This is a genomic window from Caldovatus sediminis, assembly GCF_014644455.1.
GTDB lineage: Bacteria > Pseudomonadota > Alphaproteobacteria > Acetobacterales > Acetobacteraceae > Caldovatus > Caldovatus sediminis.
Window position 1 is genome coordinate 161339 of record NZ_BMKS01000004.1, and the last position, 24523, is coordinate 185861.

General features: G+C 74.4%; 20 protein-coding genes. 13 read left to right on the forward strand and 7 right to left on the reverse strand.

Annotation, left to right across the window (positions count from 1 at the left end; genetic code table 11):
- Nucleotides 1–37: 37 nt before the first annotated feature.
- From hfq to IEX99_RS08120, 6 genes are all read left to right on the forward strand, one after another.
- Nucleotides 38–391 (forward strand): RNA chaperone Hfq, encoded by a 354-nt coding sequence (gene hfq / locus IEX99_RS08095; RefSeq protein ID WP_188899519.1) that lies wholly within the window; start codon nt 38–40, stop codon nt 389–391.
- Complete coding sequence (gene hflX, locus IEX99_RS08100) at nt 381–1739, forward strand: GTPase HflX (protein WP_373285168.1); 1359 nt, start codon at nt 381–383, stop codon at nt 1737–1739. The genes hfq and hflX overlap by 11 nt, the downstream gene beginning before the upstream one ends.
- Complete coding sequence (locus tag IEX99_RS08105) at nt 1736–2587, forward strand: inositol monophosphatase family protein (protein ID WP_188899520.1); 852 nt, start codon at nt 1736–1738, stop codon at nt 2585–2587. Before hflX ends, IEX99_RS08105 begins: the two co-directional genes overlap by 4 nt.
- Before the next feature lie 285 nt (nt 2588–2872).
- A complete protein-coding gene (locus IEX99_RS08110; RefSeq protein WP_188899521.1) occupies nt 2873–3994 on the forward strand; it encodes a serine hydrolase domain-containing protein in 1122 nt (373 codons plus the stop codon).
- Between the two features lie 4 nt (nt 3995–3998).
- Entirely contained in the window at nt 3999–4973 is a 975-nt protein-coding gene (gene gnd / locus IEX99_RS08115; RefSeq protein ID WP_188899522.1) for a phosphogluconate dehydrogenase (NAD(+)-dependent, decarboxylating), read from the forward strand.
- Nucleotides 4970–5323, forward strand: coding sequence for a gluconokinase (locus tag IEX99_RS08120; protein WP_308421475.1), 354 nt, complete (start codon nt 4970–4972; stop codon nt 5321–5323). Before gnd ends, IEX99_RS08120 begins: the two co-directional genes overlap by 4 nt.
- A 21-nt stretch (nt 5324–5344) precedes the next feature.
- Here the strand turns inward: IEX99_RS08120 and cynS are convergent, their stop codons facing one another.
- Genes cynS through IEX99_RS08140 form a run of 4 tightly spaced genes read right to left on the reverse strand, consistent with a single transcriptional unit; the run spans nt 5345 to nt 8909 of the window.
- Nucleotides 5345–5794: a cyanase gene (gene cynS / locus IEX99_RS08125; protein WP_188899523.1), complete on the reverse strand. Its 450-nt coding sequence runs from the start codon at nt 5792–5794 to the stop codon at nt 5345–5347.
- Between the two features lie 26 nt (nt 5795–5820).
- On the reverse strand, nt 5821–6708 hold the full coding sequence (locus tag IEX99_RS08130; RefSeq protein ID WP_188899524.1) for an ABC transporter ATP-binding protein: 888 nt from the start codon (nt 6706–6708) through the stop codon (nt 5821–5823).
- Nucleotides 6709–6715: 7 nt separating this feature from the next.
- Nucleotides 6716–7558 carry a nitrate ABC transporter permease gene (gene ntrB, locus IEX99_RS08135; RefSeq protein ID WP_188899525.1) on the reverse strand — a complete coding sequence of 281 codons (843 nt, stop codon included), beginning with the start codon at nt 7556–7558 and terminating at the stop codon, nt 6716–6718.
- Between the two features lie 4 nt (nt 7559–7562).
- Nucleotides 7563–8909: a CmpA/NrtA family ABC transporter substrate-binding protein gene (locus tag IEX99_RS08140; RefSeq protein ID WP_188899526.1), complete on the reverse strand. Its 1347-nt coding sequence runs from the start codon at nt 8907–8909 to the stop codon at nt 7563–7565.
- A gap of 213 nt (nt 8910–9122) precedes the next feature.
- Here IEX99_RS08140 and pcaF point away from each other — a divergent pair, with 213 nt between their 5' ends.
- Nucleotides 9123–10331 (forward strand): 3-oxoadipyl-CoA thiolase, encoded by a 1209-nt coding sequence (gene pcaF, locus IEX99_RS08145; protein ID WP_188899527.1) that lies wholly within the window; start codon nt 9123–9125, stop codon nt 10329–10331.
- A 25-nt stretch (nt 10332–10356) separates the two neighbouring features.
- Here pcaF and IEX99_RS08150 read toward each other — a convergent pair whose 3' ends face one another.
- On the reverse strand, nt 10357–11016 hold the full coding sequence (locus IEX99_RS08150) for an MBL fold metallo-hydrolase (protein WP_308421476.1): 660 nt from the start codon (nt 11014–11016) through the stop codon (nt 10357–10359).
- A gap of 347 nt (nt 11017–11363) precedes the next feature.
- Between IEX99_RS08150 and IEX99_RS08155 the strand changes: the two genes are divergently transcribed.
- Both IEX99_RS08155 and msrA read left to right on the forward strand, forming a co-directional pair.
- Nucleotides 11364–15779, forward strand: a complete 4416-nt coding sequence (locus IEX99_RS08155) for a calcium-binding protein (RefSeq protein ID WP_188899528.1) — start codon at nt 11364–11366, stop codon at nt 15777–15779.
- Nucleotides 15780–15876: 97 nt separating this feature from the next.
- Nucleotides 15877–16467 (forward strand): peptide-methionine (S)-S-oxide reductase MsrA, encoded by a 591-nt coding sequence (gene msrA / locus IEX99_RS08160; protein WP_188899529.1) that lies wholly within the window; start codon nt 15877–15879, stop codon nt 16465–16467.
- Between the two features lie 13 nt (nt 16468–16480).
- Here msrA and IEX99_RS08165 read toward each other — a convergent pair whose 3' ends face one another.
- A complete protein-coding gene (locus IEX99_RS08165) occupies nt 16481–17266 on the reverse strand; it encodes an SDR family oxidoreductase (protein ID WP_229677878.1) in 786 nt (261 codons plus the stop codon).
- Between the two features lie 126 nt (nt 17267–17392).
- Here IEX99_RS08165 and IEX99_RS08170 point away from each other — a divergent pair, with 126 nt between their 5' ends.
- The 3 genes from IEX99_RS08170 (at nt 17393) to IEX99_RS08180 (ending at nt 19661) form a co-directional block, all read left to right on the forward strand.
- The gene (locus IEX99_RS08170) at nt 17393–18484 is read left to right on the forward strand and encodes an SPFH domain-containing protein (protein WP_188899530.1); all 1092 of its coding nucleotides are present in this window, start codon (nt 17393–17395) and stop codon (nt 18482–18484) included.
- Nucleotides 18485–18489: 5 nt separating this feature from the next.
- Nucleotides 18490–18987, forward strand: coding sequence for an NfeD family protein (locus IEX99_RS08175; protein WP_188899531.1), 498 nt, complete (start codon nt 18490–18492; stop codon nt 18985–18987).
- A gap of 101 nt (nt 18988–19088) precedes the next feature.
- The gene (locus tag IEX99_RS08180) at nt 19089–19661 is read left to right on the forward strand and encodes a hypothetical protein (protein WP_188899532.1); all 573 of its coding nucleotides are present in this window, start codon (nt 19089–19091) and stop codon (nt 19659–19661) included.
- Between the two features lie 198 nt (nt 19662–19859).
- Here IEX99_RS08180 and IEX99_RS08185 read toward each other — a convergent pair whose 3' ends face one another.
- Nucleotides 19860–21170 carry a hemolysin family protein gene (locus IEX99_RS08185; protein WP_188899533.1) on the reverse strand — a complete coding sequence of 437 codons (1311 nt, stop codon included), beginning with the start codon at nt 21168–21170 and terminating at the stop codon, nt 19860–19862.
- A gap of 373 nt (nt 21171–21543) precedes the next feature.
- On the opposite strand from IEX99_RS08185, the gene IEX99_RS08190 reads away from it, so the two are divergent.
- Nucleotides 21544–24450, forward strand: coding sequence for a glycosyltransferase (locus IEX99_RS08190; protein WP_308421477.1), 2907 nt, complete (start codon nt 21544–21546; stop codon nt 24448–24450).
- Nucleotides 24451–24523 lie beyond the last annotated feature (73 nt).

Consider the following 24523-nt stretch of genomic DNA (forward strand, 5'->3'; position numbering starts at 1 on the left):
CTCTGGGAGCCCGACGAACAACAAGAAGGACCGCGCCGTGGCCGCCGAGAAGTCCCAGAACGTGCAGGACGTGTTCCTGAACCACGTCCGCAAGAGCAAGACCCCCGTCACCATCTTCCTGGTGAACGGCGTCAAGCTTCAGGGGATCATCACCTGGTTCGACAACTTTTCCGTCCTGCTGCGGCGGGACGGACACACCCAGCTCGTGTACAAGCACGCCATCAGCACCGTGATGCCCGGCGCGCCGATCCAGCTCTTCGACGCGACGGCCGCCGCGGCGGGCGCCTCGCAGGCCGGTGCGCAGCGCGAGGGCGCGGCCGCCGCGCCGGCGCGGGAGGGCACGATGCGGCTCGGCGGCCAGCGCGAGGTGACCCACGCCGGTGGCGGCTGAGCACGGCCTGCGCCGGCCGGCCGCGGGCGACGGGGGCGGCGGCCCGACCCGCGCCGCGGTCGTCCTGCCCGTCGAACGCCCGCAGCGCGCGCCGAGCGGCGGCGGTGCGGCGATGGAAGGCGGCGCGCAGCGCGCCGCCGAGGCGCGGCTCGCCGAGGCGGTGGGCCTCGCCGCCTCGATCGGGCTGACGGTCGTCCACACCGCGATCTTCCCGCTGCGCGCGCCGCGGCCCTCCACCCTGCTCGGCGAGGGCCAGGTGGCGATGGTCAGGCAGGCGGTCGCCGAGCAGGGCGTGACGGTCGCGGTGGTGGACGCCGCGCTCTCACCGGTGCAGCAGCGCAACCTCGAGCGCGAATGGGGCTGCAAGGTCATAGACCGCACCGGCCTGATCCTCGAGATCTTCGGCGAGCGCGCGCGCACGAAGGAGGGCGCGCTGCAGGTCGAGCTCGCGCACCTCGAATACCAGCGCACGCGCCTGGTGCGGAGCTGGACCCACCTCGAGCGCCAGCGCGGCGGCTTCGGCTTCCTCGGCGGGCCGGGCGAGTCCCAGATCGAGATCGACCGCCGCCTGATCGGCGAGCGCATCGTCAAGCTGAAGAAGGAGCTGGAGCAGGTGCGCCGCACCCGCGGCCTGCACCGCCGCGCGCGCGAGCGCGTGCCCTATCCGGTGATCGCGCTCGTCGGCTACACCAACGCCGGCAAGTCCACGCTGTTCAACGCGCTGACCGGCGCGGGGGTCTATGCGCAGGACCAGCTCTTCGCGACCCTCGACCCCACCATGCGGGCGATCCGGCTGCCCTCGGGGCGCACCGCGATCCTCTCCGACACGGTGGGCTTCATCTCGGAGCTGCCGACGCAGCTCGTCGAGGCGTTCCGCGCCACGCTCGAGGAGGTGGCGGCGGCCGACGTCATCCTGCACGTGCGCGACGTCTCCCACCCCGACACGCTGGCGCAGCGCGCCGACGTGCTGCGCGTGCTGGCGGACATGGCGGAAGGGCCGGACGCCGCGCTCGATGCGGACTGGCCGTCGCGGGTCATCGAGGTGCTGAACAAGGCCGACCTGCTCGGCGGCGTGGCGCAGGTGCCCGGACAGGCGGCGACCGCCATCGCCGTCTCGGCGCTCACCGGCGAGGGGCTGGAGGCGCTGCGGAGGCTCCTCGACGAGCGGCTCGCCGCCGGGCTGGAGACCGCCGAATACGCCATCCCGCCCGCCGACGGGGCGCGCCTCGCCTGGCTCTACGAGCACGGCGAGGTGGTCCGGCGCGAGGATTCCGACGACGCCATCCGCCTCACCGTGCGCCTGCGCCCCTCCGACCGCGCGCGGTTCGAGCAGCGGCACGCCTCGTGAGCGGGCCGGCGGCGCATCCGCGCCTCGACGCGCGTGCCGCCTCCGACATCGCCGCGCTGCTGCGCGCGGCGGCGCGCGCGGAGATCCTGCCGCGCTTCCGCCGCCTCGCGCCGGAGGCGGTGCGCGCCAAGACCGGGCCCCTCGACCTCGTCACCGACGCCGACGAGGCGGCGGAGCGGGCGATCGAGGCCGGGCTCGCCGCGCGCTTCCCGGGCTGCCTCGTGGTCGGCGAGGAGGCGGCGGCGGCCGACCCGGGCGTGCTCGCCCGGCTGCGCGACGCGGAGCTCGCCTTCGTCGTGGACCCGGTGGACGGCACGGCGAACTTCGCCGCCGGCCTGCCCCTCTTCGGCTGCATGGCGGCGGCGATCCTGCGCGGCGAGGTGGTCGCGGGCTGGATCCACGACCCGGTAGGCGACGACACCGCCGTCGCGCTGCGCGGCGAGGGCGCCTGGGTGGAGGACGCCGAGGGTCGGCGGGTGGCCGACCTGCGCGTCGCCGAGCCGGTGCCGGTCGGGCGGATGGTGGCCGCCGTGTCCTGGGCCTACCTGCCGGCGCCGCTGCGGGCGCGGGTCCCGGCGAACCTGCCGCGGCTGGCGGCGGCGGTGCAGTACCGCTGCGCCGCCCATGACTACCGCCTGGCCGCGGGCGGGCACATCCACGCCTTCCTCTACCACCGCCTCATGCCCTGGGACCACGCCGCGGGCTGGCTGCTGCACCGCGAGGCCGGCGGCTACGCCGCGCGTTTCGACGGCAGCGCCTATACGCCGCTGGAGCACACCGGCGGGCTGATCGGCGCGCCGGACCGTGCGAGCTGGGAGGCGGTCCGCGCCGCGCTGCTGGAGGCGTGATCCCGGGCCATCGGGCGGCGCGGCGAAGCCGGCCCCGGGAAAAGGGGGCCGGGGGCTTGCGCCCCCGGCCCGCAAGGCGGTTCCGAAGAACCTGGGAGGAGACGTCCAAGGCAATGCCCGAACGCATGCAATCTACCACGTTCACGGAGTTGTGAGAATCAGAAATTCGTGAAATGGCGTCCATCCGCGCGGCCTCCGGAACCGTCCGCCCCTGGCGAAGGCGCGACGCCTCCCGCATCGTCGTTGGCCTGCCCATCGCCGGACCGCCGCGGAGACGACCCGTTCATGCCGGACAGCGCACCGACCTTCCCTCCGCCTGCGACTTCGGGCGGCCGCGCCTGGACCACCCTGCCGCCGGAACAGGCCGGCTTCGACCCCTCGGCGCTGGCCGAGGCCGTCGCCTTCGCCGCGGCGCACGAGACCCCCTGGCCGCGCGACCTGCGCGCCCTGATGGCGCGCGGCCACTTCGACCCGCCCCCCTTCAACCAGCCGGTCGGCCCGGTGCATCCGCGCGGGCCCGCCAACGGGCTGGTGCTGCGCCACGGCCACCGCGTCGCCGTCTGGGGCGACACGCGCCAGGTGGACCAGACCTTCAGCGTGGCGAAGAGCTATCTCAGCCTGCTCGCCGGCCTCGCCTGGGGCGATGGGCTGATCCGCGACCTCGACGAGCCGGTCTCGCGCACGGTGCGCGACCCGGCCTTCGCGGGGCCGCGCAACGGCGCCGTCACCTGGCGGCACCTGCTGACCCTGACCTCCGAGTGGGAGGGCGAGCTGTTCGGCAAGTCCGAGCGGATAGACCGCGGCCGCGACCTCGGCGCGGAGGGGCGGAAGGACCCCGACCGGCCGCTGCAGGCCCCGGGCACGCACTGGGAATACAACGACGTGCGGGTGAACGCGCTCGGCCTCGCGCTGCTGCACCGCTTCGGCCGGCCGCTGCCGGAGGTGTTCGCCGAGCGGATCATGGGTCCGATCGGCGCCTCCGCCGACTGGCGCTGGGAGGGCTACGAGACCTCCTGGGTGACGCTCGCGGACGGGCGGCGCGTGCAGTCGGTGCCGGGGGGGACGCACTGGGGCGGCGGCGTCTCGATCCATGCCGAGGACCAGGCGCGGATCGGGCTGCTCGCCCTGCATCGCGGCCGCTGGGAGGGGCGGGAATTGCTGCCCGCGGCGTGGTTCGACCTCGCGACCACGCCCTGTCCGCTGAACCGCAACTATGGCTTCCTGTGGTGGCTCAACGCCGCCGGCCGCTTCCCGGCCGCCGCGCCGGACGCCTTCTGCGCCGTCGGCGCCGGGGGCAACCTCACCTGGATCGAGCCCTCCTCGGGGCTCGTCGTGGTGGCGCGCTGGCTCGATCCGGCGGCGCAGGAGGGGTTCATGCGCCGCCTGCGCGCGGCGCTGAGGAGCTGAGGGCATGGAACTCGGGCTGGTCGGACTGGGCCGCATGGGCGCGAACATCGCGCGGCGGCTGATGCGCGCCGGGCACCGCGTGGTCGCCTTCGACCGCGACCCGAAGGCGGTGCAGGCGCTGGCGGCGGAGGGCGCGGCGCCGGCGGCGGACCTCGCCGACCTGGTGCGCCGGCTCGCCGCGCCGCGCGCGGTGTGGGTGATGCTGCCGGCGGGCGAGGCGACCGAGCAGGCGATCGCCGCGCTCGGCGGGCTGCTCGCGCCCGGCGACGTGGCGATCGACGGCGGCAACGGCTTCTGGAAGGACGACATCCGCCGCGCCCGCGCGCTGCGCGCGAAGGGGGTGGACTATCTCGACATCGGCACCTCGGGCGGCGTCTGGGGCCTCGCGCGCGGCTACTGCCTGATGATCGGCGGGCCGGAGGCGGCGGTGCGCCGGCTCGACCCGATCTTCGCCGCGCTGGCGCCGGGCCCCGGCGACATCCCGCGCACGCCGCATCGCGAGGGGCGCGACCCGCGCGTCGAGCGCGGCTACCTGCACGCCGGCCCCAACGGCGCCGGCCATTTCGTCAAGATGATCCACAACGGCATCGAGTACGGGATGATGCAGGCGATCGCCGAGGGCTTCGACCTGCTGCGCCACGCCGGCTCGCCCGAGCTGCCGGAGGAGGAGCGGCTTGCGCTCGACCTCGCCGACATCGCCGAGGTGTGGCGGCGCGGCAGCGTCGTCACCTCCTGGCTGCTCGACCTGACCGCCGCGGCGCTGGCGGAGGACCCGGCGCTCGAGGGCTTCTCCGGCCATGTCGGCGATTCCGGCGAGGGGCGCTGGACCGTGCAGCAGGCCGTCGAGACCGCGGTGCCGGCGCCGGCGCTGACGGCGGCGCTCTACGCGCGCTTCCGCTCGCGGCGGGAGCGGAGCTTCGCCGACCAGGTGCTCTCCGCCATGCGCAAGGGCTTCGGCGGGCATCAGGAGCCGAGGTGACGCCGCCGCGCATCGTGGTGATGGGCGTCTCCGGCGCGGGCAAGAGCACGGTCGGGCCGCTGCTCGCTGCCGCGCTCGGCGTGCCCTTCGCCGACGGCGACGCCTTCCACCCGCCGGCGAACGTGGCGAAGATGGCCGCCGGCACGCCGCTGACGGATGCGGACCGTTGGCCGTGGCTCGCGGCGATCGCGGACTGGCTGGCGGCGCGGGTGGGCCACTTCATGCCCGCGGCCCTGCTGGAGAGCCAGTTCGCGACGCTCGAGGACCCGGCCGGCGAGCCGGACGTGATCGCGGTCTCGGTGGCGCCGGCGCCCGGACTGATCGTGCGGGAGGTCCTCGCCGCACTGTAGCGCGGCGAGGTGCGGTCGCGATCAATACTGCCGGTAGGGCAGGAACTTGCCGCTCATGACGATGCGCACGCGGTCGCCCTTCGGGTCGGGCTGGCGCTCCATCGTCATCTCGAAGTCGATCGCGCTCATGATGCCGTCGCCGAACTCCTCGTGGATCAGTTCCTTCCACGCGGCGCCGTAGACCTGCACCAGCTCGTAAAAGCGATAGACGGTGGGATCGGTCGGCGGCCCCGGCGGCAGGGCGCCGCGGTAGGGGATCTCGCCCAGCAGCGCCTGCTCCTCGGCGTCCAGCCCGAAAAGCTCGGCGGTCCGGCGCGCCGTCTCCGCGTCCATCGCCATCTGGCCCAGGCAGGCGGCGACGGTCCAGACCGGGCTCCGGCCGATGCGCTCGGCCACCTGCGCCCAGCTCAGGCCCTTCTTCTTCCTGAGCCTGCTGATCTTCCGTGCAAGCGCTGCCTTATCGTCGTTCATGGGGCTCTCCTCGTCGGATGGGCGGATCACTCGGCGGCGAGGGCGCGCTGCGGCGTCACCGTCTCGGCGGCGCCGATCGCGACATCGGCCGGGCGCACCACGGGCACCTCGCGCGGGTCCCAACCGGACGGCGGCGTACCGGCGAGGGTGCGCGAACGGGTCAGAAGGAACTCGAGGATGTGGTCGCGGAGCCGGTGGTAGCCCGGCATCCGGTGCAGCGTCGCGCGGTGGCGCGGCTTCGGCAGCGTGTTCACCACCACTTCGGCGCAGCGCGCATCGGGCCCGTTGGTCATGAGAAGGATGCGGTCGGCGAGCAGGATCGCCTCGTCCACGTCGTGCGTGATCATGAAGGCGGTCTGGCGCGCTTCGGCCACCAGCCGCGCCACCTCGTCCTGCAGAGCGCCGCGGGTCAGGGCGTCGAGCGCGCTGAACGGCTCGTCCATCAGCAGGATCTTCGGATCGAGCGCCAGCGCCCGGGCGATGCCGACGCGCTGCTTCATGCCGCCGGAGAGTTGCGACGGCTTGCGCTCGGCGGCCTCCGCCAGGCCCACCTTCTCCAGCGCCGCGCGCGCGGCCTCGCGCAGCTTCGCCCGCGGCCAGGTGGGGTGGCGGCAGGAGAGGGCGAAGGCGACGTTCGCCTCCGCGGTCATCCAGGGCATCAGTGCATGGCCCTGGAAGATCACCGCGCGATCGAGCGACGGGCCGGTGATCTCCCGCCCGTCCACGATCACGCCGCCGCTGTCCGGCTTGTCCAGCCCGGCGAGGATGTTGAGCACCGTCGTCTTGCCGCAGCCGGAGTGCCCGACCAGGCAGACGAACTCGCCGCGCTCCACGCCGAACCAGAGGTCGCGGAACACGGCGTGGCCGGGGAAGGTGCGGGAGACGCCCTCGACGGAGACGTAGGCGCGCGTCATGAAGCCGTCACTCCTGCCAGGAGACGGCGTGCGCCACCGCGCCGAGCATGCGGTCGAGCAGAAGCCCCACCACGCCGATCAGCAGGATGGCGATGACGATGTCGGCGAGGCTCAGGTTGTTCCACTGGTTCCACACCCAGTAGCCGATGCCGGTGCCGCCCACGAGCATCTCGGCGGCGACGATCACCAGCCAGGCGATGCCGATGGAGATGCGCATGCCGGTGAGGATGGTCGGCGCCGCCGCCGGCAGGATGACGCGGAGCGCGGTCCTGGCCCGCCCCGCTTCCAGCGTCCGCGCCACGTTCAGCCATTCGCGCCGCACGCTCGCCACGCCGAAGGCGGTGTTGAGCAGCATCGGCCAGAGCGAGCAGACGAAGATGACGAAGACGGAGGAAACCGCGCTGTCCCTGATGGTGTAGAGCGCGAGCGGCATCCAGGCGAGCGGGCTGACCGGCCGCAGCACCTGCACGAAGGGGTTGAGCGCGCCGTGCAGCAGGGGGCTCGTGCCGACGAGGAAGCCGAGCGGGATGGCGACCAGCGCGGCCAGCAGGAAGCCGGCGCCGACGCGCAGCAGCGAATAGGCGATCTGGATGCCGATGCCCTGGTCGTTGGGGCCGCGGAGGTAGAAGGGATCGGCGAGCAGCTCCCACAGCCGCGCGCCGATCTCGCTCGGGCGCGGGAAGGGGGCCTGGCCGCCCTGCGCCGCCGCCTGGCCGACGAGCCGGGCGTATTCGGGATCCACCGCCGTGCCGCCGGGCGCGGCGCCGCCGGCAGCCATCTCCCACAGGCCGAGGCCGAGGCCGAGCATGGCGAGCGACAACGGCGCCGCGGCGAGGGTCGAACGGCTCATCGCCTCAGCTCCGCCGGATCGGGGCGTTCACCCAGGGGTCCGGCTGCCCCGGGTCGAAGACGCGGCCCATGATGGTATGGCTGCGGTAGGTGTCCTCCGGCACCGCCATGCCGAGCTCGCGCATGGCGCGGCCGGCATCGAGCGCGAGGAACACCTGCTCGGCGACCTGACGATAGTCGAGGTCGCCGCGCACCTGGCCCCAGCGCTTCATCTGGGTCAGGATCCACACCGCCATGGACCGCCAGGGGAAGGGGTCGAAGCCGATCCGCTCCGGCACGCGCTGCACGCGGCCGAGGCCGTCGGCGAAGGTGCCGGTCAGCACCTGCTCGACCACGGTCTGCGGCTGGTTCAGGTAGTTCTGCCCGCTAATCGCGGCGGCGATCTCCTTGCGGTTGGCCGGGTCCTGCGCGTGGGCGGTGGCCTGCACGATGGCGCGGAGCAAGGCCGCGAAGGTGTTGGGCGCCTCATGCACCATGCCGCGCGGCACGGCGAAGGCGCAGCAGGGATGCCCGTCCCACAGCTCACGGCTGAGCAGGTGCAGGAAGCCGACGCCGTCGAACACGGCGCGCTGGTTGAAGGGGTCGGGGCCGAGATAGCCGTCTATGTTGCCGGCGCGCAGATTGGCCACCATCTCCGGCGGCGGGACGGCGCGGATCTGCACGTCGCGGTCGGGGTCGAGCCCGTGCTCGGCCAGGTAGTGGCGCAGCAGGTAGTTGTGCATCGAGAAGTCGAAGGGCACGGCGAAGCGGAAGCCGCGCCAAGTGCCCGGATCGCGCCGTTCCTTGTGCCTGGTGGCGAGGGTGATCGCCTGTCCATTGGTGTTCTCAATCGCCGCCACCGCCCAGGACACGGGGGCGGCGACGCCGACGCCGAGGCTCATGGCGAGCGGCATCGGCGAGAGCATGTGCGCGGCGTCGTATTCGCGCGCGATCGCCTTGTCGCGGATCACCGCCCAGCCGGCGGTGCGCACGACCTCCACGTTCAGGCCATGGCGCGCGTAGAAGCCCATCGGATGCGCCATGATGATGGGCGTGGCGCAGGTGATGGGGATGAATCCGATCTTGAGGTCGCGCTTCTCCGGCGGCCCGGCGGGCTGGGCCAGCGCCTCGCGCGCCGCGGCGAGCGGCAGCACCGCCTCGATCGCCGCCAGCACCGTCCCGGCGCCGAAGAGCGCGAGCAGCCGGCGACGGGTTGCGGGCTGCGGCAGGACGGCACGCAGCACGGCGTCCTCCACCGCCGCGCCATAGGCGCCGGTGCCGTCGGCGGCGACGGGCTCGCCGCAGGCGAGGCCTGGCGCATGGGCGCGGCCGCAGGGGCAGGCTGGGGTGAAGGGGGCGGAGGGTCGGCGCATCGGCGGGTTCCTGCGAGCGGACAGTCCGGGGCGTGCCTGTAGCCGCCCCTTCCCGAGCAAGAGCCGTGCCGAACGAAAAATGGGCAATGCGCCATGATGCCCGGAGGTCTCTGCCTCGTGGGCGCGCTCCGTGCCGGCATTTTGGGCAATTCGGCGCGCTGGACGTCATTCTCGCCCCGGTGTACGGCCCCTCATCCAACCGGAGGACCGCCCATGTCCGTAGCCCTGATCTGCGACGCCGCGCGCACCCCCATCGGCCGCTACGGCGGCGCGCTCGCCGCCGTGCGCGCCGACGACCTGGCCGCCATCCCGCTCAAGGCGCTCCGGGAGCGCAACCCGGGCGTGGACTGGGAGGCGGTGGACGATGTCATCCTCGGCTGCGCCAACCAGGCGGGCGAGGACAACCGCAACGTCGCGCGCATGGCGCTGCTGCTCGCAGACCTGCCGCAGACCATCCCCGGCGCGACGGTGAACCGGCTGTGCGGCTCCGGCATGGACGCGGTCGGCATCGCCGCGCGCGCGATCAAGGCCGGCGAGGCGGAGCTGATGGTCGCCGGCGGCGTCGAGAGCATGACCCGCGCGCCCTTCGTCATGGGCAAGGCGACCGAGGCCTTCTCGCGCACCGCCGAGATCTACGACACCACGATCGGCTGGCGCTTCGTCAACCCGAGGATGAAGGCGCAGTACGGCATCGACTCGATGCCCGAGACGGCGGAGAACGTCGCCGAGGAGTTCCAGGTGAGCCGCGCCGACCAGGACGCCTTCGCCTTCCGCTCGCAGCAGCGCGCCGGGAAGGCGATGGCGAGCGGGCGCTTCGCGGAGGAGATCGTCCCGGTCACCATCCCGCGGCGCAAGGGCGACCCGCTCGTCGTGGACAAGGACGAGCACCCGCGGCCCGACACGACGCTCGAGGCGCTCGCGAAGCTGCCGACGCCCTTCCGCAAGGAGGGCGGCACGGTCACCGCCGGCAACGCCTCGGGCGTGAACGACGGCGCCTGCGCGCTGATCGTCGCCAGCGAGAAGGCGGCGGTGAAGCACGGGCTGACGCCGCGCGCGCGCGTCGTCGCGGTGGCGACGGCGGGCGTGCCGCCGCGCATCATGGGCATCGGCCCCGCGCCGGCGACGCGCAAGGTGCTGGAGAAGGCCGGGCTCGCCCTCTCCGACATCGCGGTGATCGAGCTCAACGAGGCCTTCGCCGCCCAGGCGCTCGCGGTGACGCGCCAGCTCGGCCTGCCGGACGACGCGGAGCACGTGAACCCGAACGGCGGCGCCATCGCGCTCGGCCACCCGCTCGGCATGAGCGGGGCGCGGCTGGTGCAGACCGTGGTGCACGAGCTGCACCGGCGCGGCGCGCGCTACGGCCTCGCGACGATGTGCATCGGCGTGGGGCAGGGGATCGCGATGGTGGTGGAGCGGGTCTGAGGATCGGCGCGGGCGCGGCGGCGACTCATCCGGACGCCGCCGCGTCCCCGACGAAGGGGTTGGTCCGCCGCTCCGCCCCGAAGGTGCTGCCCGGCCCGTGACCGCACAGGAAGGCGATGTGGTCGCCGAGCGGGAACAGCTTGCCGCGGATGCTGCGCACCAGCGCCGCGTGGTCGCCGTAGGGGAAGTCGGTCCGCCCGATCGAGCCGCGGAACAGCACGTCGCCCACCACCGCCACGCCCTCCCGAGGCGCGACGAACACCACATGCCCCGGCGTGTGGCCCGGGCAGTGGTACACGTCGAACGCGATGCCGGCGATCGTCACCCGGTCGCCCTCGGCGAGCCAGCGATCCGGCGTCACCGCGCGGCAGTCGAGGCCGAAGCGCGCGCCCTGCTCCGGCAGCGCGTCGAGCAGGAAGCGGTCCTGCTCCGCCGGCCCGGCGATCTCGACCGCGCCGCCGAGCCGCTCCTTCAGCTCCGCCGCCCCGCCGGCGTGGTCGGTGTGGCCGTGCGTCAGCAGGATGCGCTCCACCGTCACGCCGAGCTGCGCCACGGCGGCGAGGATGCGGTCCACGTCGCCGCCCGGATCCACGACCGTGGCGCGCTTCGCGTCCTCGTCCCAGAGCAGCGCGCAGTTCTGCTGGAACGGCGTGACGGGGAGGATGGCGGCCTTCAGGCCCGGCATGGCGGAACGCTCCTCGCGAGGGAAGGGAAACGCGCATCGCGGCGCCGGGTCGCGCCGCGCGCGGGGCGATGCGCCGCCGGGCGCCGGACCGGGAGCTTCCGGGCCCACCGCGGTTGCACGCGCCCCATCGCGGCGTGGACGGGCGGCGGCCGATCGCCGCGCATCGGCGCGCACGATGCGATGCCGGCCGCCATCGCGCAACCGCGTCCGGCCCTGCCCGCCTCGCCCGCCGCGTTGACGTTTCGTTAAGCCGATCCGTGCCCTGCTCGCCGGGCGCGCAGGGGGAAGCGGCGCGCCGCGGCGTGCAGGAGGCACGCGCGCACGGATGGGGGCCCGCGGTCGCGGCCATGACCGTCTTCGCGTTCACCAGCGTCGCCGGCACGCGGATCGCATTCGACCCGGCGCGCGACCAGCTCGCCTTTTCCATCGGCTTCGCCGCCGCCGGGCTCAGCCTCTCGGTCGCCGGGGGCGACCTGCTCGTCGCCCATGGCGGGCTCTGGGTGCGCCTGGCCGATCTCGGCGCGGTGACGGCGCTCGGCGACGCCAACTTCGTCTTCGCCGACGGCAGCGTGGCGCGATTCGACGCGGTCGGGCCGCAGACGCTGCTCGGCGGGGCGGGCGGCGACTACTTCTCGATCCTCCAGGGCGGGGCGGATGTCGTGGCCGCGGGGGCGGGCGACGACCGGCTGGTCGCCGGCACCGCGCTCGACGCCGGCGACCGGCTCGATGGCGGCCCGGGGACCGACACGCTCCTGCTCGCCGGGCCGCTCGACGTCACCTTCGGGCCGGCCACCGTCACCGGCATCGAGCGCATCCTCGTCGGCGGCGGCGGTCCGGTGCGGCTGGTGCTGGACGACGCCACCGCCGCCACCGCCACGCCGGCGCCGGGCGCCACGTTCACCGTGGACGCGACCGGGCAACTCCAGGCCCAGGATGCGCTGCACCTGGACGGACGGGCGGTGCTCGGCACCGCCATGGCGCTGCTGGGCGGGGCGGGCGCCGACACGCTGCTCGGCGGCGGCGGGGCCGACCGGCTCGAAGGCGGCGCGGGCAACGACAGCCTCGCGGGCGGGCCCGGCGACGACACCCTCATCGGCGGCGCCGGGGCCGACCTGCTGCGCGGCGGGCCCGGCGAGGACCTGTTCCTCTACACCGAGCCGGGCGCCGGGCAGAGCGCGCCCGCCGCGCCGGACCGGATCCTCGACTTCGAGGGCGCCGGCGCGCCGGGCGGCGACCTGATCGCGCTGCCCCCGGCGCTCCGCCTCGGCCGGCCGATCGCCTTCAGCCTGGCCTCGGTCGCCTTCGACTTCGGCGGCTACGGCGGGCCGCCGCAATTGCCGGAGCCGATGATCGGCGACGGCTTCGCCGACCTGGTCTGGCGCTACGATCCGGAGGACGCGGCGGCGCCGTTCCGGATCTGGCTCGACGCCGACGACGACGGCCGGATCGGGCCGAACGACCTGTTTCTGCGCCTCGCCCCGGCGGAGGGCGAATCGCCGGACCGCCTCCTGGCCGCGGACTTCCTCGCCGAGATCGCCGGCTGGCGGGGCGGGTCCGGCGACGACCTGATCGTCGGCGGCGCCCTCGACGACAGCGCCTGGGGGGAGGGGGGCAACGACACGATCCTGGGCGGCCCGGGCGCCGATCAGCTCTGGGGCGGCCCGGGCGACGACCTGCTCGACGGCGGCGAGCACGGCGACATCCTGCGCGGCGGCCCGGGCGGCGACACGCTGAGCGGCGGCGAGGGCCCCGACACGCTCTACGCCGAGGACAGCGACCCCTTCATCCTCGACGCCCCGGCGCACCGCAACCTGCTGCTCGGCGGCCCGGGCGACGATCTGCTGATCGGCGGCAACGGTCGCGACACCCTGCTCGGCGAGGACGGGAACGACAGCCTGTTCGGCGGGGCGGGCGACGACCTCCTCGATGGCGGCGCCGACGGCGACCTGATCTACGGCGATGCCGGGAACGACACGCTCCAGGGCGGCGCCGGGGCCGACTGGCTCCATGGCGGCGCGGGCGACGACCGCATCGTCGGCGGGCCCGGCAAGGACACGCTCGTCGGCGGCCCCGGGCGCGACACCCTGATCGGCGGCGCCGACGCCGACCTCTTCGTCGTCGAGCTGCACCTGCCCGGCGCGCCCGCCTCCAGCGGCGCGGCGCCCGACCTCATCGAGGACTTCGCCCCGGCCGAGGGCGATCGGATCGGCTTCGACTCCGCGGACGGCTTCGTGATGACGCCCGACGGGCCGATGCCGCTGCTGTGGCGCGGCGTGCCCTTCTCGGGCCCGCCGCTCGACGTCACCGGACGCGGCGATCAGCCGCCGCTCGGCTTCGTGCTGTCCGGCAAGGACGTCGGCGACGGCTACGTCCAGGTCTTCTGGCTGCCGCTGGTCGAGGGCGGCGTCGAGGTGGGCGGCTGGCTGGTGGCGGACCTCGATCGCGATTCGGTGCTCGGCGCGCAGGACATGGTCGTGCGCATCCGTGGCACCAACCGGCTGCGCGAGCAGGATTTCGTCGCCGGTACCTTCCTCGGGCGCGCCGGCAGCCTGGCCAACGACAGCATGACCGGCGGACCCGGCCCCGATCACCTGTTCGGGCTGCGCGGCGACGATACCCTTCACGGGGGCGGCGGTCCGGACCGGCTGCAGGGCGGGCCGGGCAACGACAGGCTGTTCGGCGACGACGGCGACGACCTGCTCTGGGGCGGCACCGGCTCCGACACGCTGCGCGGCGGCGACGGCGGCGACGCGCTGTTCGCCGAGGGCTACGACAACGCCGAGACCGACGCGGCGACGGACCGCAACCTCCTGGCCGGCGAGGCCGGCAACGACAGCCTGTATGGCGGCCGCGGCTCCGACACGCTGCGCGGCGGCACGGGCGACGACCTCGCCTACGGCGGCGACGGCAACGACGTGCTCGAGGGCGGCGCGGGCGCCGACACCCTGTTCGGCGGCAGCGGCAACGACCGGCTCGACGGTGGCGCGGGTGCGGACCGCATCGATGCCGGTCCCGGCGACGACACGGTGGTCTATGATCCGCGCGACCCCTGGGTGGACGGGGGCGAAGGCTACGACCTCCTGGTGCTGCCGGCGGACTGGCGCGTCGGCGCTGTGGTCCTGCGCGAGGACGGCACCGACCAGGTCGGCGGCGGCGGCATCGCGATCGGCTTCGAGGCGGTGGACGGCGCGGTCAGCCCCGGCTCCCTCCGGATGACCGGCTCGTCCGGAGCGAACCTCCTGATCGGCGGCGCCTTCGCCGACATGCTGCGCGGCGGTGCGGGCGACGACACCCTGACCGGCGGCGTCGGGGACGACTGGCTGATCGGCGGTGCGGGCGACGACGTGCTCGCAGGCGGCCCCGGGGCCGACCTGATCGAGGGCGGCGCAGGCTTCGACATCGCCGACTACTCATGGGCGGCGTCCGGCGTGACGGTCTCGCTCGCCACCGGTCGCGGGCCGGGCGGCGACACGCTGACCGGAATCGAGGGCCTGTGGGGCGGCACCGGCGGCGACCTCCTCGTCGGTAACGGCTTCGCCAACCTCCTCGAGGGGCGCAGCGGGGCCGACACGTTGCGCGGCGGCGGCGGCGACGACACGCTGCTGGGCGGGCCGGGCGACGACCAGGTGTTCGGCGGGCCGGGCGACGACCGGTTGTTCGGTGGACCGGGCGACGACCGGCTGGCCGGTGGCGACGGCAACGATCTCCTGTTCGGCGGCTCGGGGACCGACACCCTTCTGGGCGGCCCGGGCAACGACTACTACGTGGTGGACAGCGAGCTGGACCGGATCGTCGAACTGCCCGGCGAGGGCTTCGACATCGTCCTTGTGGAGGGTCCCGGGTACCGCCTCCCGCCCTCGGTCGAGGCGCTGGTGATCGCCGCCACCGCGCCGAACCGCAGCTACGGCGTCGGCAACGACGAGAACAACACGCTGATCGGGAACGCGCTGGACAACCTGCTGATCGGTCTCGGCGGCGACGATTCAATCCGGGGCGGCGACGGGCGCGACACGATCTACGGCATGGACGGCAACGACCTGGTCTTCGGCGAGGACGGGCCCGACTACCTGCTCGGCGGCGCCGGCGACGACACCCTCGACGGCGGTCTCGGCCGGGACAGGCTGTTCGGGCAGGAGGGCAACGACGTCCTCCTCGGCGGTCCCGGGGCGGCCTCGGACACGCTGACCGGCGGCGATGGCCACGACTGGCTCGACGGCGGCCCTGGCGCGGACGTGATGTATGGTGGCCCCGGCAACGACACCTTCGTCGTGGACCATCCCGACGACCTCGTGATCGAGTTGCCCGGCGAGGGCACCGACACCGTCATCGTCCGCCTCCGCGAGGGCTATCGGCTGCCCGCCGACATCGAGAACCTGCGGCTCGAGGGGCCGGCGCGGCTCGGCATCGGCAATGCGCTCGACAACCTCCTGATCGGCGGCACGGGCGCCGACACGCTCCAGGGCGGGGCCGGCGACGACACGCTGTTCGGCGGCGCCGGGCGGGACATCCTGACCGGCGGAGCCGGCCGCGACACCTTCGTCCTCGCGCGCGGCGGCGGCGTGGACACCATCACCGACTTCATTCCCGGGACCGACCGGATCGAGCTGCGCGGCACCGGCATCAGGAGCTTCGAGGAGCTGCGCGCCGCCACGCGGCAGGCCGGGGCCGACCTGGTGATCGATCTCGGCGAAGGGGATCGGGGGATACTGCAGAACGTCCAGAAGGCGGCCCTGGTGGCGGGGGACTTCCTGTTCGTCGCCTGATCCGGGGCGGCAGGTCCGGGGCGGGCGTGGCGGAGCCTTCCCAGGCCCCGCCGGCTTCCCCATCTTGGGCAGTGCCGGAGCGGCGGGAGGCGGACGCATGGCGGCGCAGCAGGGTGCGGAACCGGGGACGGCAGCGGATCGGGAGGAGGAGGTCGCCACGCTCGGCGGCGGCTGCTTCTGGTGCCTCGATGCGGTCTATCGCGACCTCGAGGGCGTGAGGCGCGTGGTCTCCGGCTACGCCGGCGGGCACGTGCCGAACCCCACCTACGAGCAGGTCTGCGGCAAGGGGACCGGGCATGCGGAGGTGGTGCAGATCACCTTCGACCCGAAGGTCGTCTCCTACGCCGACCTGCTGCGGGTGTTCTTCGCCATCCACGACCCGACGACCAGGGACCGCCAGGGCGCCGATGTCGGGCCGCAGTACCGCTCGATCATCCTCTACCACTCCGAGGCGCAGCGCCGCACGGCGGAGGCGGTGATGCGCGAGGTCGGGCAGGCGGGCGTCTGGGGCGCGCCGCTGGTGACGGAACTCTTGCCGGCGCGCGCGTTCTGGCCGGCCGAGCCGGAGCACCAGGACTACTTCGCGCGCAACCCGTGGAGCGGCTACTGCCGCGCGGTGATCGCGCCGAAGGTGGCGAAGTTCCGCAAGACCTTCGCCGACCGGCTGAAGCGGCGCTCGGCGGCCTGAGCGCGCCGGCGCCTCAGCCCAGGTACTGCAGGTCGCCGTCCACGCTCAGCGCCTGGCCGCTGATCGTCGCCCCGAAGGGCGAGCAGAGATAGAGCGCCATGTTGGCGATGTCGTGCGGCGTGACGTAGCAGCGGAGCGACGCCGCGGCGAGCAGCTTCTCCTCCTGCTCGCGGAAGGGCACGCCGAGCGCCTGCGACTTCGCCTCGATGACGCGGCGGATGCGCTCGCCGGCGACCAGGCCGGGGAGGATGGCGTTCACCCGGATGCCGTCCGGGCCGAGCTCGGCGGCGAGCGACCTGGTGAAGCCCACCACGCCCCATTTCGCCGCGGCGTAGGGGCTCCTCAGCGGGAAGCCGAACTTCCCCGCCGCCGAGGAGAGGTTGATGATCGCCCCGCCGCCGGCCGCGCGCAGCGCCGGGACGGCGCGGCGGGCGCAGTGGAACATCGCGGCGAGGTCGATGCGGAGGGTCCGCTCGAGGTCCTCCGGCGCCACCTCCTCGACCCGCGCCGTCGGGCCGGCGATGCCGGCGTTGTTGACCAGCACGTCGAGGCCGCCGAGGTGGTCCACCGCGGCGTCCACGAAGCCCTCGCACTCCGCGACCTCGGCCATGTCGGCGCGCAGATGGGGGTGCGGGCAGGCGGCCAGCGCCTCGGCGTCCACGTCGCAGACGAAGACCCGCGCGCCGCGGGCGGCGAAGCTGTCGGCCATCACCCGCCCGATGCCGCCGGCGCCGGCGCTGATCGCGACCCGGAGCCCGGCCAGCTCCACCGGCAGCGGCGTGGATGCCCCTTCCACCATGCGAGTCCTCCCTCGGTGTACGCCCTCGCCCGCGGTGTAGCGCGCCGGCGCCGGGCCGTGCGAGTCGGGCTCGCAGTCGCGAGAGATTGAGGTTACCTTGCGGTCATTGTGAGCGCGGAGTGACCCATGCCGATCTCGGGTGCCGACCTCATCTGGATCGTCCTGATCCTGCTCGCCGTCCTCACCATCTTCAAAGGGGTCAAGCAGGTCCCCCAGGGCTCGGTGTGGACGGTCGAACGCTTCGGTGCCTTCACGCGGCTGCTGCAGCCGGGGCTGAACTGGATCGTGCCCTATGTCGACCGGATCGGGCGCAAGATGAACGTCCAGGAGGTCGTGCTCGACATCCCAGAGCAGGCGGTGATCACGCGCGACAACGCGACCGTCAACGTGGACGGGATCGTGTACTACCGCGTCATGGACCCGGCCAAGGCGGCGTACCAGGTGCAGGATCTGACCCAGGCGCTCTCGGCCCTGGCCATGACGAACATCCGTGCGGTGATCGGCGAGATGGACCTCGACCAGACCCTGTCCTCGCGGGACCGTATCAACTCCTCGCTGCTCTCGATCCTCGACGGCGCGACGGATCCCTGGGGCGTGAAGGTCTCGCGCGTCGAGATCCGCAAGATCGAGCCGCCTGAGAACCTGGTCCGCGCCATGAACCTGCAGATGACCGCCGAGCGCGAGCGACGCGCGACCGTGGCCCGGGCCGAGGGCGAGCGGGAGGCCGAGATCAAGCGGGCCGAGGGCGAGAAGCAGGCCCTCGTCCTCGCCGCCGAGGGTCGGCGCGAGGCCGCCTTCCGCGACGCCGAGGCGCGCGAGCGGCTCGCCGAGGCCGAGGCGGCGGCCACCCGCATGGTCGCCGAGGTCGCGGGCGGCGTCGGCGCCGATGCGCTGCGCTACTTCATCAGCGACAAGTACGTGAAGGCGTTCGAGCAGCTCGCCCAGAACAACGCGCAGAAGCTGGTGATCGTCCCGATGGAGGCCACCGCGCTGGCCGCCGGCATCAGCCAGGCCCTCGAGCTCTTCCGGGGGCCGGGCGGCGGTGGGGGCGCCGCGCCGCCATCCTCCGGCCCGCGGCCGTCCGCCCCGCGCCCGGGTGGCGGGGGCGGCGGAGGCGGGGCCGGGTCGCGGCCATCGGCGCCTCCGCCCCCGCCCCCCGCGCTTGCGCAGGTGACCCTTCCATCGCCGACTTCGGGCTCGCCCTGGAGCCGGGCCTGAACGCGATGGGCGACTGGCTGTCGCTCAATCCCGGATTGGCCTGGATCCTGGTCGGGCTGCTGCTGCTCGGCGCCGAGATCCTGGCGCCCGGCGTGTATCTCCTCTGGATCGGCCTGGCGGCGATCGGGACCGGCCTCTACCTGATGGTGGCGCCGGCGGCCGGGCTGGCCGACGCGGTGGTGGTATTCCTCGTGCTGCTGGCCGCGAGCATCGCGGTGGCGCTGAGGCTGCGCGGCGGCCGCCTGCCGCGGCCGCGCGTGAACACGCCCGATTCCGGCCTGGTCGGCCGCACCGCCCTGGTCGTGTCGGCGGCCGGGCCGGAGCTGCGCGTGCGGGTCGGCGACAGCGAGTGGCTGGCCCTGCCGGCCGGCGGCGCCGCGCTGCGGGAGGGCGAGGTGGTGCGCGTGGTCGGCGTGCGCGGCACCGCGCTGGTGGTGGACACGCTGGCGCATGCGGCGGCCGAATCGCTTCCCGCCGCAGCGGCGCCGGAGAGCGGCGCCTAGGGACGGCGGTTGCTGCCGGAGGGCGCGGCCTTCCCGGGGGCGATTGCTCCCGCCGCGCATCCGGAAAAGGATGGGCGCGCTGTTCCCCGTCGGAGGGCGAGATGAGCGACGAGTTCCTCGGTGACCGCAAGCGTGCGCTGGAAGAGGCCTTCTTCGCGAAGGAGAACGAAAGGCTGCGGCAGCGGCTGCGCCAGGCGGACGAGACGAAGGCACGCAAGCAGGCGCTCGCCGCGGCCTCGGGCATCAGCGACGAGGCGGTGCTGGAGCGGCTCGTCGCCCTCGACCTCGGCAGCGACACGCTGGCCGCACTGTCCCTGGTGCCTCTCGTGATGGTCGCCTGGGCCGACGGCAGCATCGAGGAGAAGGAGCGGGAGGCCGTGCTCGCCGCGGCGGCGGAAACGGCGGGGACGGGCGGCCGGGAGGTCGACTGCGAGCTGCTCGACCGGTGGCTCAAGCAGCCGCCGCCGCGCGAACTGGTCGCCGCCTGGACCGACTACGCCCGCGCCGTGTCGGCCAGCCTCGACGACGCGGCCCGGCAGGCGTTGAAGGCCGAGGTGGTGGGCCGCGCGCGCCGGGTCGCCGAGGCGGCGGGAGGGTTCCTGGGCCTCGGCCGCCGGGTCTCGGCGGCCGAGCGGGCGGTGCTGGAGAGGCTGGAGCAGGTCTTCTCCGGCTGAGGTCGCGAAGGCGCGTCCCCCGCGGCGCGGCCGTCGCCGGCCCGGCGTCCTGGGCGGAGGGGGCGGCCGGCGCCCGGGGCGCCAGTGCGGGCGCGGCTAGAGCCGTTTTCGCTAGGCCGAGATCGCTGTACGGCTTGTGCTCGTCGTTCGCCGAGCCGATTCGCGCTCCCGGTTGTTTCCAGCCGTCAGCGATTCGCGCTATGCTTGCGGAGTTTCTCGCGTGACCAGCACCTTGTCCACGCGCCGGCCGTCCATGTCCACGATCTCGAACCGCCAGCCGGCCCAGACGATGCGGTCGCCCTCCCTCGGCACCCGGCGCAGCAGCGCGAGCATCAGCCCCGCCACCGTGTGGTAGGTGCCCTCCGCGGGCAGCGGGGGCAGGTCGAGCCGCGCCTTCAGCTCGTCGCTCGGCATCATGCCGTCGAGCAGCAGGCTGCCGTCGTGCCGGCGCACCGCCTCCTGCCCCCGGTCGCCCGGGACCGGCGCCGCCGCGGGACCGAGCTCGCCGATGATCGCCTCCAGCAGGTCGGAGGGCGTGACCACCCCCTCGAAGCTGCCGTACTCGTCCATCACCAGGGCGAGGCCGAGCGCGTCGCCGCGCAGGCGCTGCATCGCGTCCAGCGCGGAGAGCGTGTCGGGCAGCACCATCGGCTGGCGCAGCGCCTTGGCGAGCGACAGCGGCTCGCCGGCGAGGAGCTGGTCGAGCAGGTCCTTCGCCGCCACGACGCCGAGCACGTTGTCGATGCGCCGCTCCGCCACGATGAAGCGCGTGACCGGGGCGGCGCGGATGCGCGCGGCGATCTCCTCCGCCGGCGCGGCGCGGTCGAGCCAGGCGAGCTCGGTGCGCGGCGTCATCAGCGCGCGCACCGGCTTGTCGGCGAGGCGGAGCACGCGCTCGATCATGTGCCGCTCCTCGGTCTCCAGCGCGCCGGCCTCCTCGCCCTCGGCGACGACGGCCTTCACCTCCTCCTCCGTCACCGACTGGTCTATCGGGCGGGAGACGCCGAGCGCGCGCATCACCAGCTCGGAGGAGCGTCCGAGCAACCAGACGAGCGGCGCCGACAGGCGCGACAGGGTGGCGAGCGGGCGCGCGACCAGGGCGGCGATCGGCTCGGGGTTGCGCAGCGCAAGCTGCTTCGGCACCAGCTCGCCGAGGATCAGGCTGAGGTAGGTGATCGCCAGCACCACCAGGGCCAGGGCGATCGCCTCGGCCTTGACGCCGACGAGCGGGAGCCCGCGGAGCGCGTCGGCGAGGGTGCCGGCGAGGCGCGCGCCGCCGAAGGCGCCGGCGAGGATGCCGACCAGGGTGATGCCGACCTGCACCGTGGGCAGGAAGCGCTGCGGCTCCTCCGCCAGGCGGAGCGCCGCGGCGGCGCCGGCGCGGCCCTGCCGCTGCATCGCCAGCAGCCGCGCCCGGCGCGCGGAGACGAGGGCGAGCTCGCTCATCGCGAAGGCGCCGTTCAGCAGCACCAGGAACAGGATGACGCCGATCTCGATCGCGGTGGCCATGCGCGGGTCCTCGGGACGACGGCCCGGACGCCTGGTCCGGAGCGCCGCCTTCTTTAGCGACGCCCGGCCCCGCTTGGCGAATACGCCGGCCGGTTCGGGCGCGGACGCAAGCGGCGGGCCGCGGACGTCAACCGCGGGTGCAGCGAGCGGGCGCGCCGCGGCGAAGGCGCCACAGCAAGGACAGGGACGCCGCAAACGAGCCATCTTCCGGACCGGCGAATGCCGTAGCGCGGCGCCACAAGCAGCGCGACGCACGAGGAGCGCGGCGCCGCCCGCCCCGGAATGCCGCATCCCGCCGCCGTGAAGCGCGCGGCGGCGCGGCCGCTCCGCGGGACGCGGCGGCCTCCCGCGCCCATGCCGGAGCCGCCCCGCGATGACCGCTTCCTTCCGTGCCGGGCTTCCCCCGCGCGGCACGACCGACGGCCTCTCCCGCCCGATGCGCGCCGCGCGCGCCCCGGGCCGCTGGCGGTCGGGACTCCTGCACCCGGCGACGCTGCTGGCGCTGGCGCTGGTCGCGGCGCTGCATCTCGGCGCCTGGTGGGCATGGAACCGTCCGGCGACGGCGGTGCCCGACTTCCGCGGCACGGTCGCGGGCCTCGCCTTCGCGCCCTACCAGCGCGGCCAGGGCGCCGAGAGCGGACCCCCGCCGAGCGCGGAGGAGATCGAATCGGACCTGCGCCGCGTCGCCCCCCTGACCCGGCGCATCCGCACCTACTCGGTGCAGCAGGGCCTCGAGCGCATCCCGGCGATCGCGGAGGCGGCGGGGCTCGATCTGCGCGTCACCCTCGGCGCCTGGCTCGACGGCCGGCCGGCGCGGGACCGCGCGGAGATCGCCCGGCTGGTCGAGACGGCGCGCCGCAGCCGCAACGTGGATCGCCTGCTGGTCGGCAACGAGGCGGTGCTGCGCGGCGACCTCACGCCGGCGCAGCTCATCGCCCGCATCGCCGAGGTGCGGCGCGCCGGGGTGCGCCAGCCGATCTCCACCGCCGAGCCCTGGCACGTCTGGCTCGACCACCCCGAGCTCGGCGCGGCGGTGGACTTCGTCACCATCCACCTGCTGCCCTACTGGGAAGGCGTGCCGGTCGCGGATGCGCTGCGCTACGTGCTCGACCGCTACGAGGCCGTCGCCGCGCGCTTCCCCGGCAAGCCGATCGTGATCGGCGAGGTCGGCTGGCCCTCGAACGGCGTGGACATCCGCGCGGCGCGGGCGAGCCGCATCAACCAGGCGGCGTTCCTGCGCGGCTTCTTCGTCGAGGCCGAGCGGCGCGGGCTCGACTACTACGTGATGGAGGCCTTCGACCAGCCCTGGAAGGTGAGCTTCGAGGGCCGCGCCGCGGGCCACTGGGGCATGTTCGACCTCGACCGCGCGCCGAAGTGGCCGCTCGCGGGGCCGGTGTGGGAGACGCCGGACTGGCCCGCCTGGGCCGCCGGGGCGACGCTGTCCGCCTTCCTCGCCGGCCTGTTCCTCCTGGCGCGGCGGCCGGACATCCGCCTCGCGGGCAAGCTGATGCTCGCGGCGCTGGCGCAGCTCTTCGTCGCCGGGACGACGCTGACCCTGCTGGCGATGAGCGAGACCTACCTCTCGCCCGCCGCGGGCATCGTGTGGGGGCTGCTGGTGGCGGGGCAGCTCCTGCTGCTCGCGCTGCTGCTCTCGGACAGCTTCGAGCTGGCGGAGACCGTCTTCGGGCGGCGCTGGAAGCGGCGCTGGCCGGCGCTGCCGGCGCCGGCGGGGGCGCGGCTGCCCAAGGTCTCGATCCACCTGCCGATCTGCAACGAGCCGCCGGCGATGGTGGCGCGCACGCTCGACGCCCTGGCCGGGCTCGACTACCCGGACTTCGAGGTGCTGGTGGTGGACAACAACACGCGCGACCCGGCGCTGTGGGAGCCGGTCGAGCGGCACTGCGCGCGCCTCGGGCCGCGCTTCCGCTTCTTCCACCTCGGCCGGTGGCCCGGCTACAAGGCGGGCGCGCTGAACTTCGCGCTGCGCGAGACGGCGCCGGACGCCGCGATCGTCGGCGTGCTGGACAGCGACTACGTGGTCGCGCCGGACTGGCTGCGCCGGATGGTGCCGTTCTTCGACGACCCGAAGGTCGGCTTCACCCAGAACCCGCAGGACTACCGCGACGCCGGCGAATCGCCGTTCAAGCGGATGATGTACTGGGAGTACGCCGGCTTCTTCCGCTGCGGCATGGTCACGCGCAACGAGCGCAACGCCATCGTCCAGCACGGGACCATGACGCTGATCCGCCGCGCCGCGCTCGAGGCCGCGGGCGGCTGGGCGGAGTGGTGCATCTGCGAGGACAGCGAGCTCGGCCTCCGGCTGATGCGCCAGGGGTGGGAGGCGGTCTACGTGCCGGAGAGCCTCGGGCTCGGGCTGATGCCGGACGACTTCGCCGCCTACCGCAAGCAGCGGCACCGCTGGGCCTACGGCGCGATGCAGATCGTCAAGGCGCATCTCGGCGCCCTGCTCGATCCGTTCCGGCGCGAGCTCACCCGGGGCCAGCGCTGGCACTTCGTGATGGGCTGGATGCCCTGGATCGGCGACGCGCTGGGGCTGATGTTCGTGCTGCTCGGCCTCGCCTGGTCGGCCGGGCTGGTCTTCGCCATGCCCTGGGCGGAGGCGGCGCTGGGCAGCCTCGCCCACGCGCTCGGCCTCTCGCCGACGGCGGAGCCGGTGCGGTTCGGGACGCGCTTCGAGTTCCCGATCCTGCTGTTCCTGCTGCCGAGCCTCGGGCTGTTCGCCTTCAAGCTGTTCCAGATCCTCGCGCTCTACGCGGCGCGCGTGCCCTGCGGCTGGCGCGACCGGATCGGGGCGGCGGTGGCGGGCCTCGCGCTGACCCACACCATCGGCAAGGCGGTGATCGCCGGGCTGTTCACGAGGCGGGCGCCGTTCCTGCGGACGCCGAAGATGGAGAACGCGCCGGCGCTGGTGCAGGGGCTCGCCATGGCGCGGCAGGAGCTGGCGCTGCTGCTGCTGCTGTGGGGCGCGGCGCTCGGCGTCACCCTCGTGCACAAGGCCGCGACCTGGGAGGCGGTGCTGTGGAGCGTGATCCTGCTGGTCCAGTCGGTGCCCTACGCCGCCGCGGTGACGGTGAGCCTCGTCGCCGCGATGCCGGCGCGGCGGCGGAAGGCGCCCGCCGGCAGCCCCGGGGCTGTCGCGCTCGCGAGCGGCGGCGCCGGCGTTGCGGTGGCATGCACCGGCGCGGCGCCCCGGCGGCGCGGCGCGCTCACCGGCGGCGCCGCGTGGGCGGGGCGGCGCCTGGCGGGACGGGCGCCGTGACCCTGTCCCCCTTCCGGTGGACAGGGCGGGCCGCCCGGACCGGATGGGCGGCACTTCCGCCCTCCGCCCGCCG

Coding starts and splice junctions, on each gene's coding strand:
- IEX99_RS08110 (WP_188899521.1), top strand. CDS start 2,873: ATGCCGGACAGCGCACCGACCTTCCCTCCGCCTGCGACTTCGGGCGGC.
- gnd (WP_188899522.1), top strand. CDS start 3,999: ATGGAACTCGGGCTGGTCGGACTGGGCCGCATGGGCGCGAACATCGCG.
- cynS (WP_188899523.1), bottom strand. CDS start 5,794: ATGAACGACGATAAGGCAGCGCTTGCACGGAAGATCAGCAGGCTCAGG.
- IEX99_RS08130 (WP_188899524.1), bottom strand. CDS start 6,708: ATGACGCGCGCCTACGTCTCCGTCGAGGGCGTCTCCCGCACCTTCCCC.
- ntrB (WP_188899525.1), bottom strand. CDS start 7,558: ATGAGCCGTTCGACCCTCGCCGCGGCGCCGTTGTCGCTCGCCATGCTC.
- IEX99_RS08140 (WP_188899526.1), bottom strand. CDS start 8,909: ATGCGCCGACCCTCCGCCCCCTTCACCCCAGCCTGCCCCTGCGGCCGC.
- pcaF (WP_188899527.1), top strand. CDS start 9,123: ATGTCCGTAGCCCTGATCTGCGACGCCGCGCGCACCCCCATCGGCCGC.
- IEX99_RS08150 (WP_308421476.1), bottom strand. CDS start 11,016: ATGCCGGGCCTGAAGGCCGCCATCCTCCCCGTCACGCCGTTCCAGCAG.
- IEX99_RS08155 (WP_188899528.1), top strand. CDS start 11,364: ATGACCGTCTTCGCGTTCACCAGCGTCGCCGGCACGCGGATCGCATTC.
- msrA (WP_188899529.1), top strand. CDS start 15,877: ATGGCGGCGCAGCAGGGTGCGGAACCGGGGACGGCAGCGGATCGGGAG.
- IEX99_RS08165 (WP_229677878.1), bottom strand. CDS start 17,266: ATGGTGGAAGGGGCATCCACGCCGCTGCCGGTGGAGCTGGCCGGGCTC.
- IEX99_RS08170 (WP_188899530.1), top strand. CDS start 17,393: ATGCCGATCTCGGGTGCCGACCTCATCTGGATCGTCCTGATCCTGCTC.
- IEX99_RS08175 (WP_188899531.1), top strand. CDS start 18,490: ATGGGCGACTGGCTGTCGCTCAATCCCGGATTGGCCTGGATCCTGGTC.
- IEX99_RS08180 (WP_188899532.1), top strand. CDS start 19,089: ATGAGCGACGAGTTCCTCGGTGACCGCAAGCGTGCGCTGGAAGAGGCC.
- IEX99_RS08185 (WP_188899533.1), bottom strand. CDS start 21,170: ATGGCCACCGCGATCGAGATCGGCGTCATCCTGTTCCTGGTGCTGCTG.
- IEX99_RS08190 (WP_308421477.1), top strand. CDS start 21,544: ATGACCGCTTCCTTCCGTGCCGGGCTTCCCCCGCGCGGCACGACCGAC.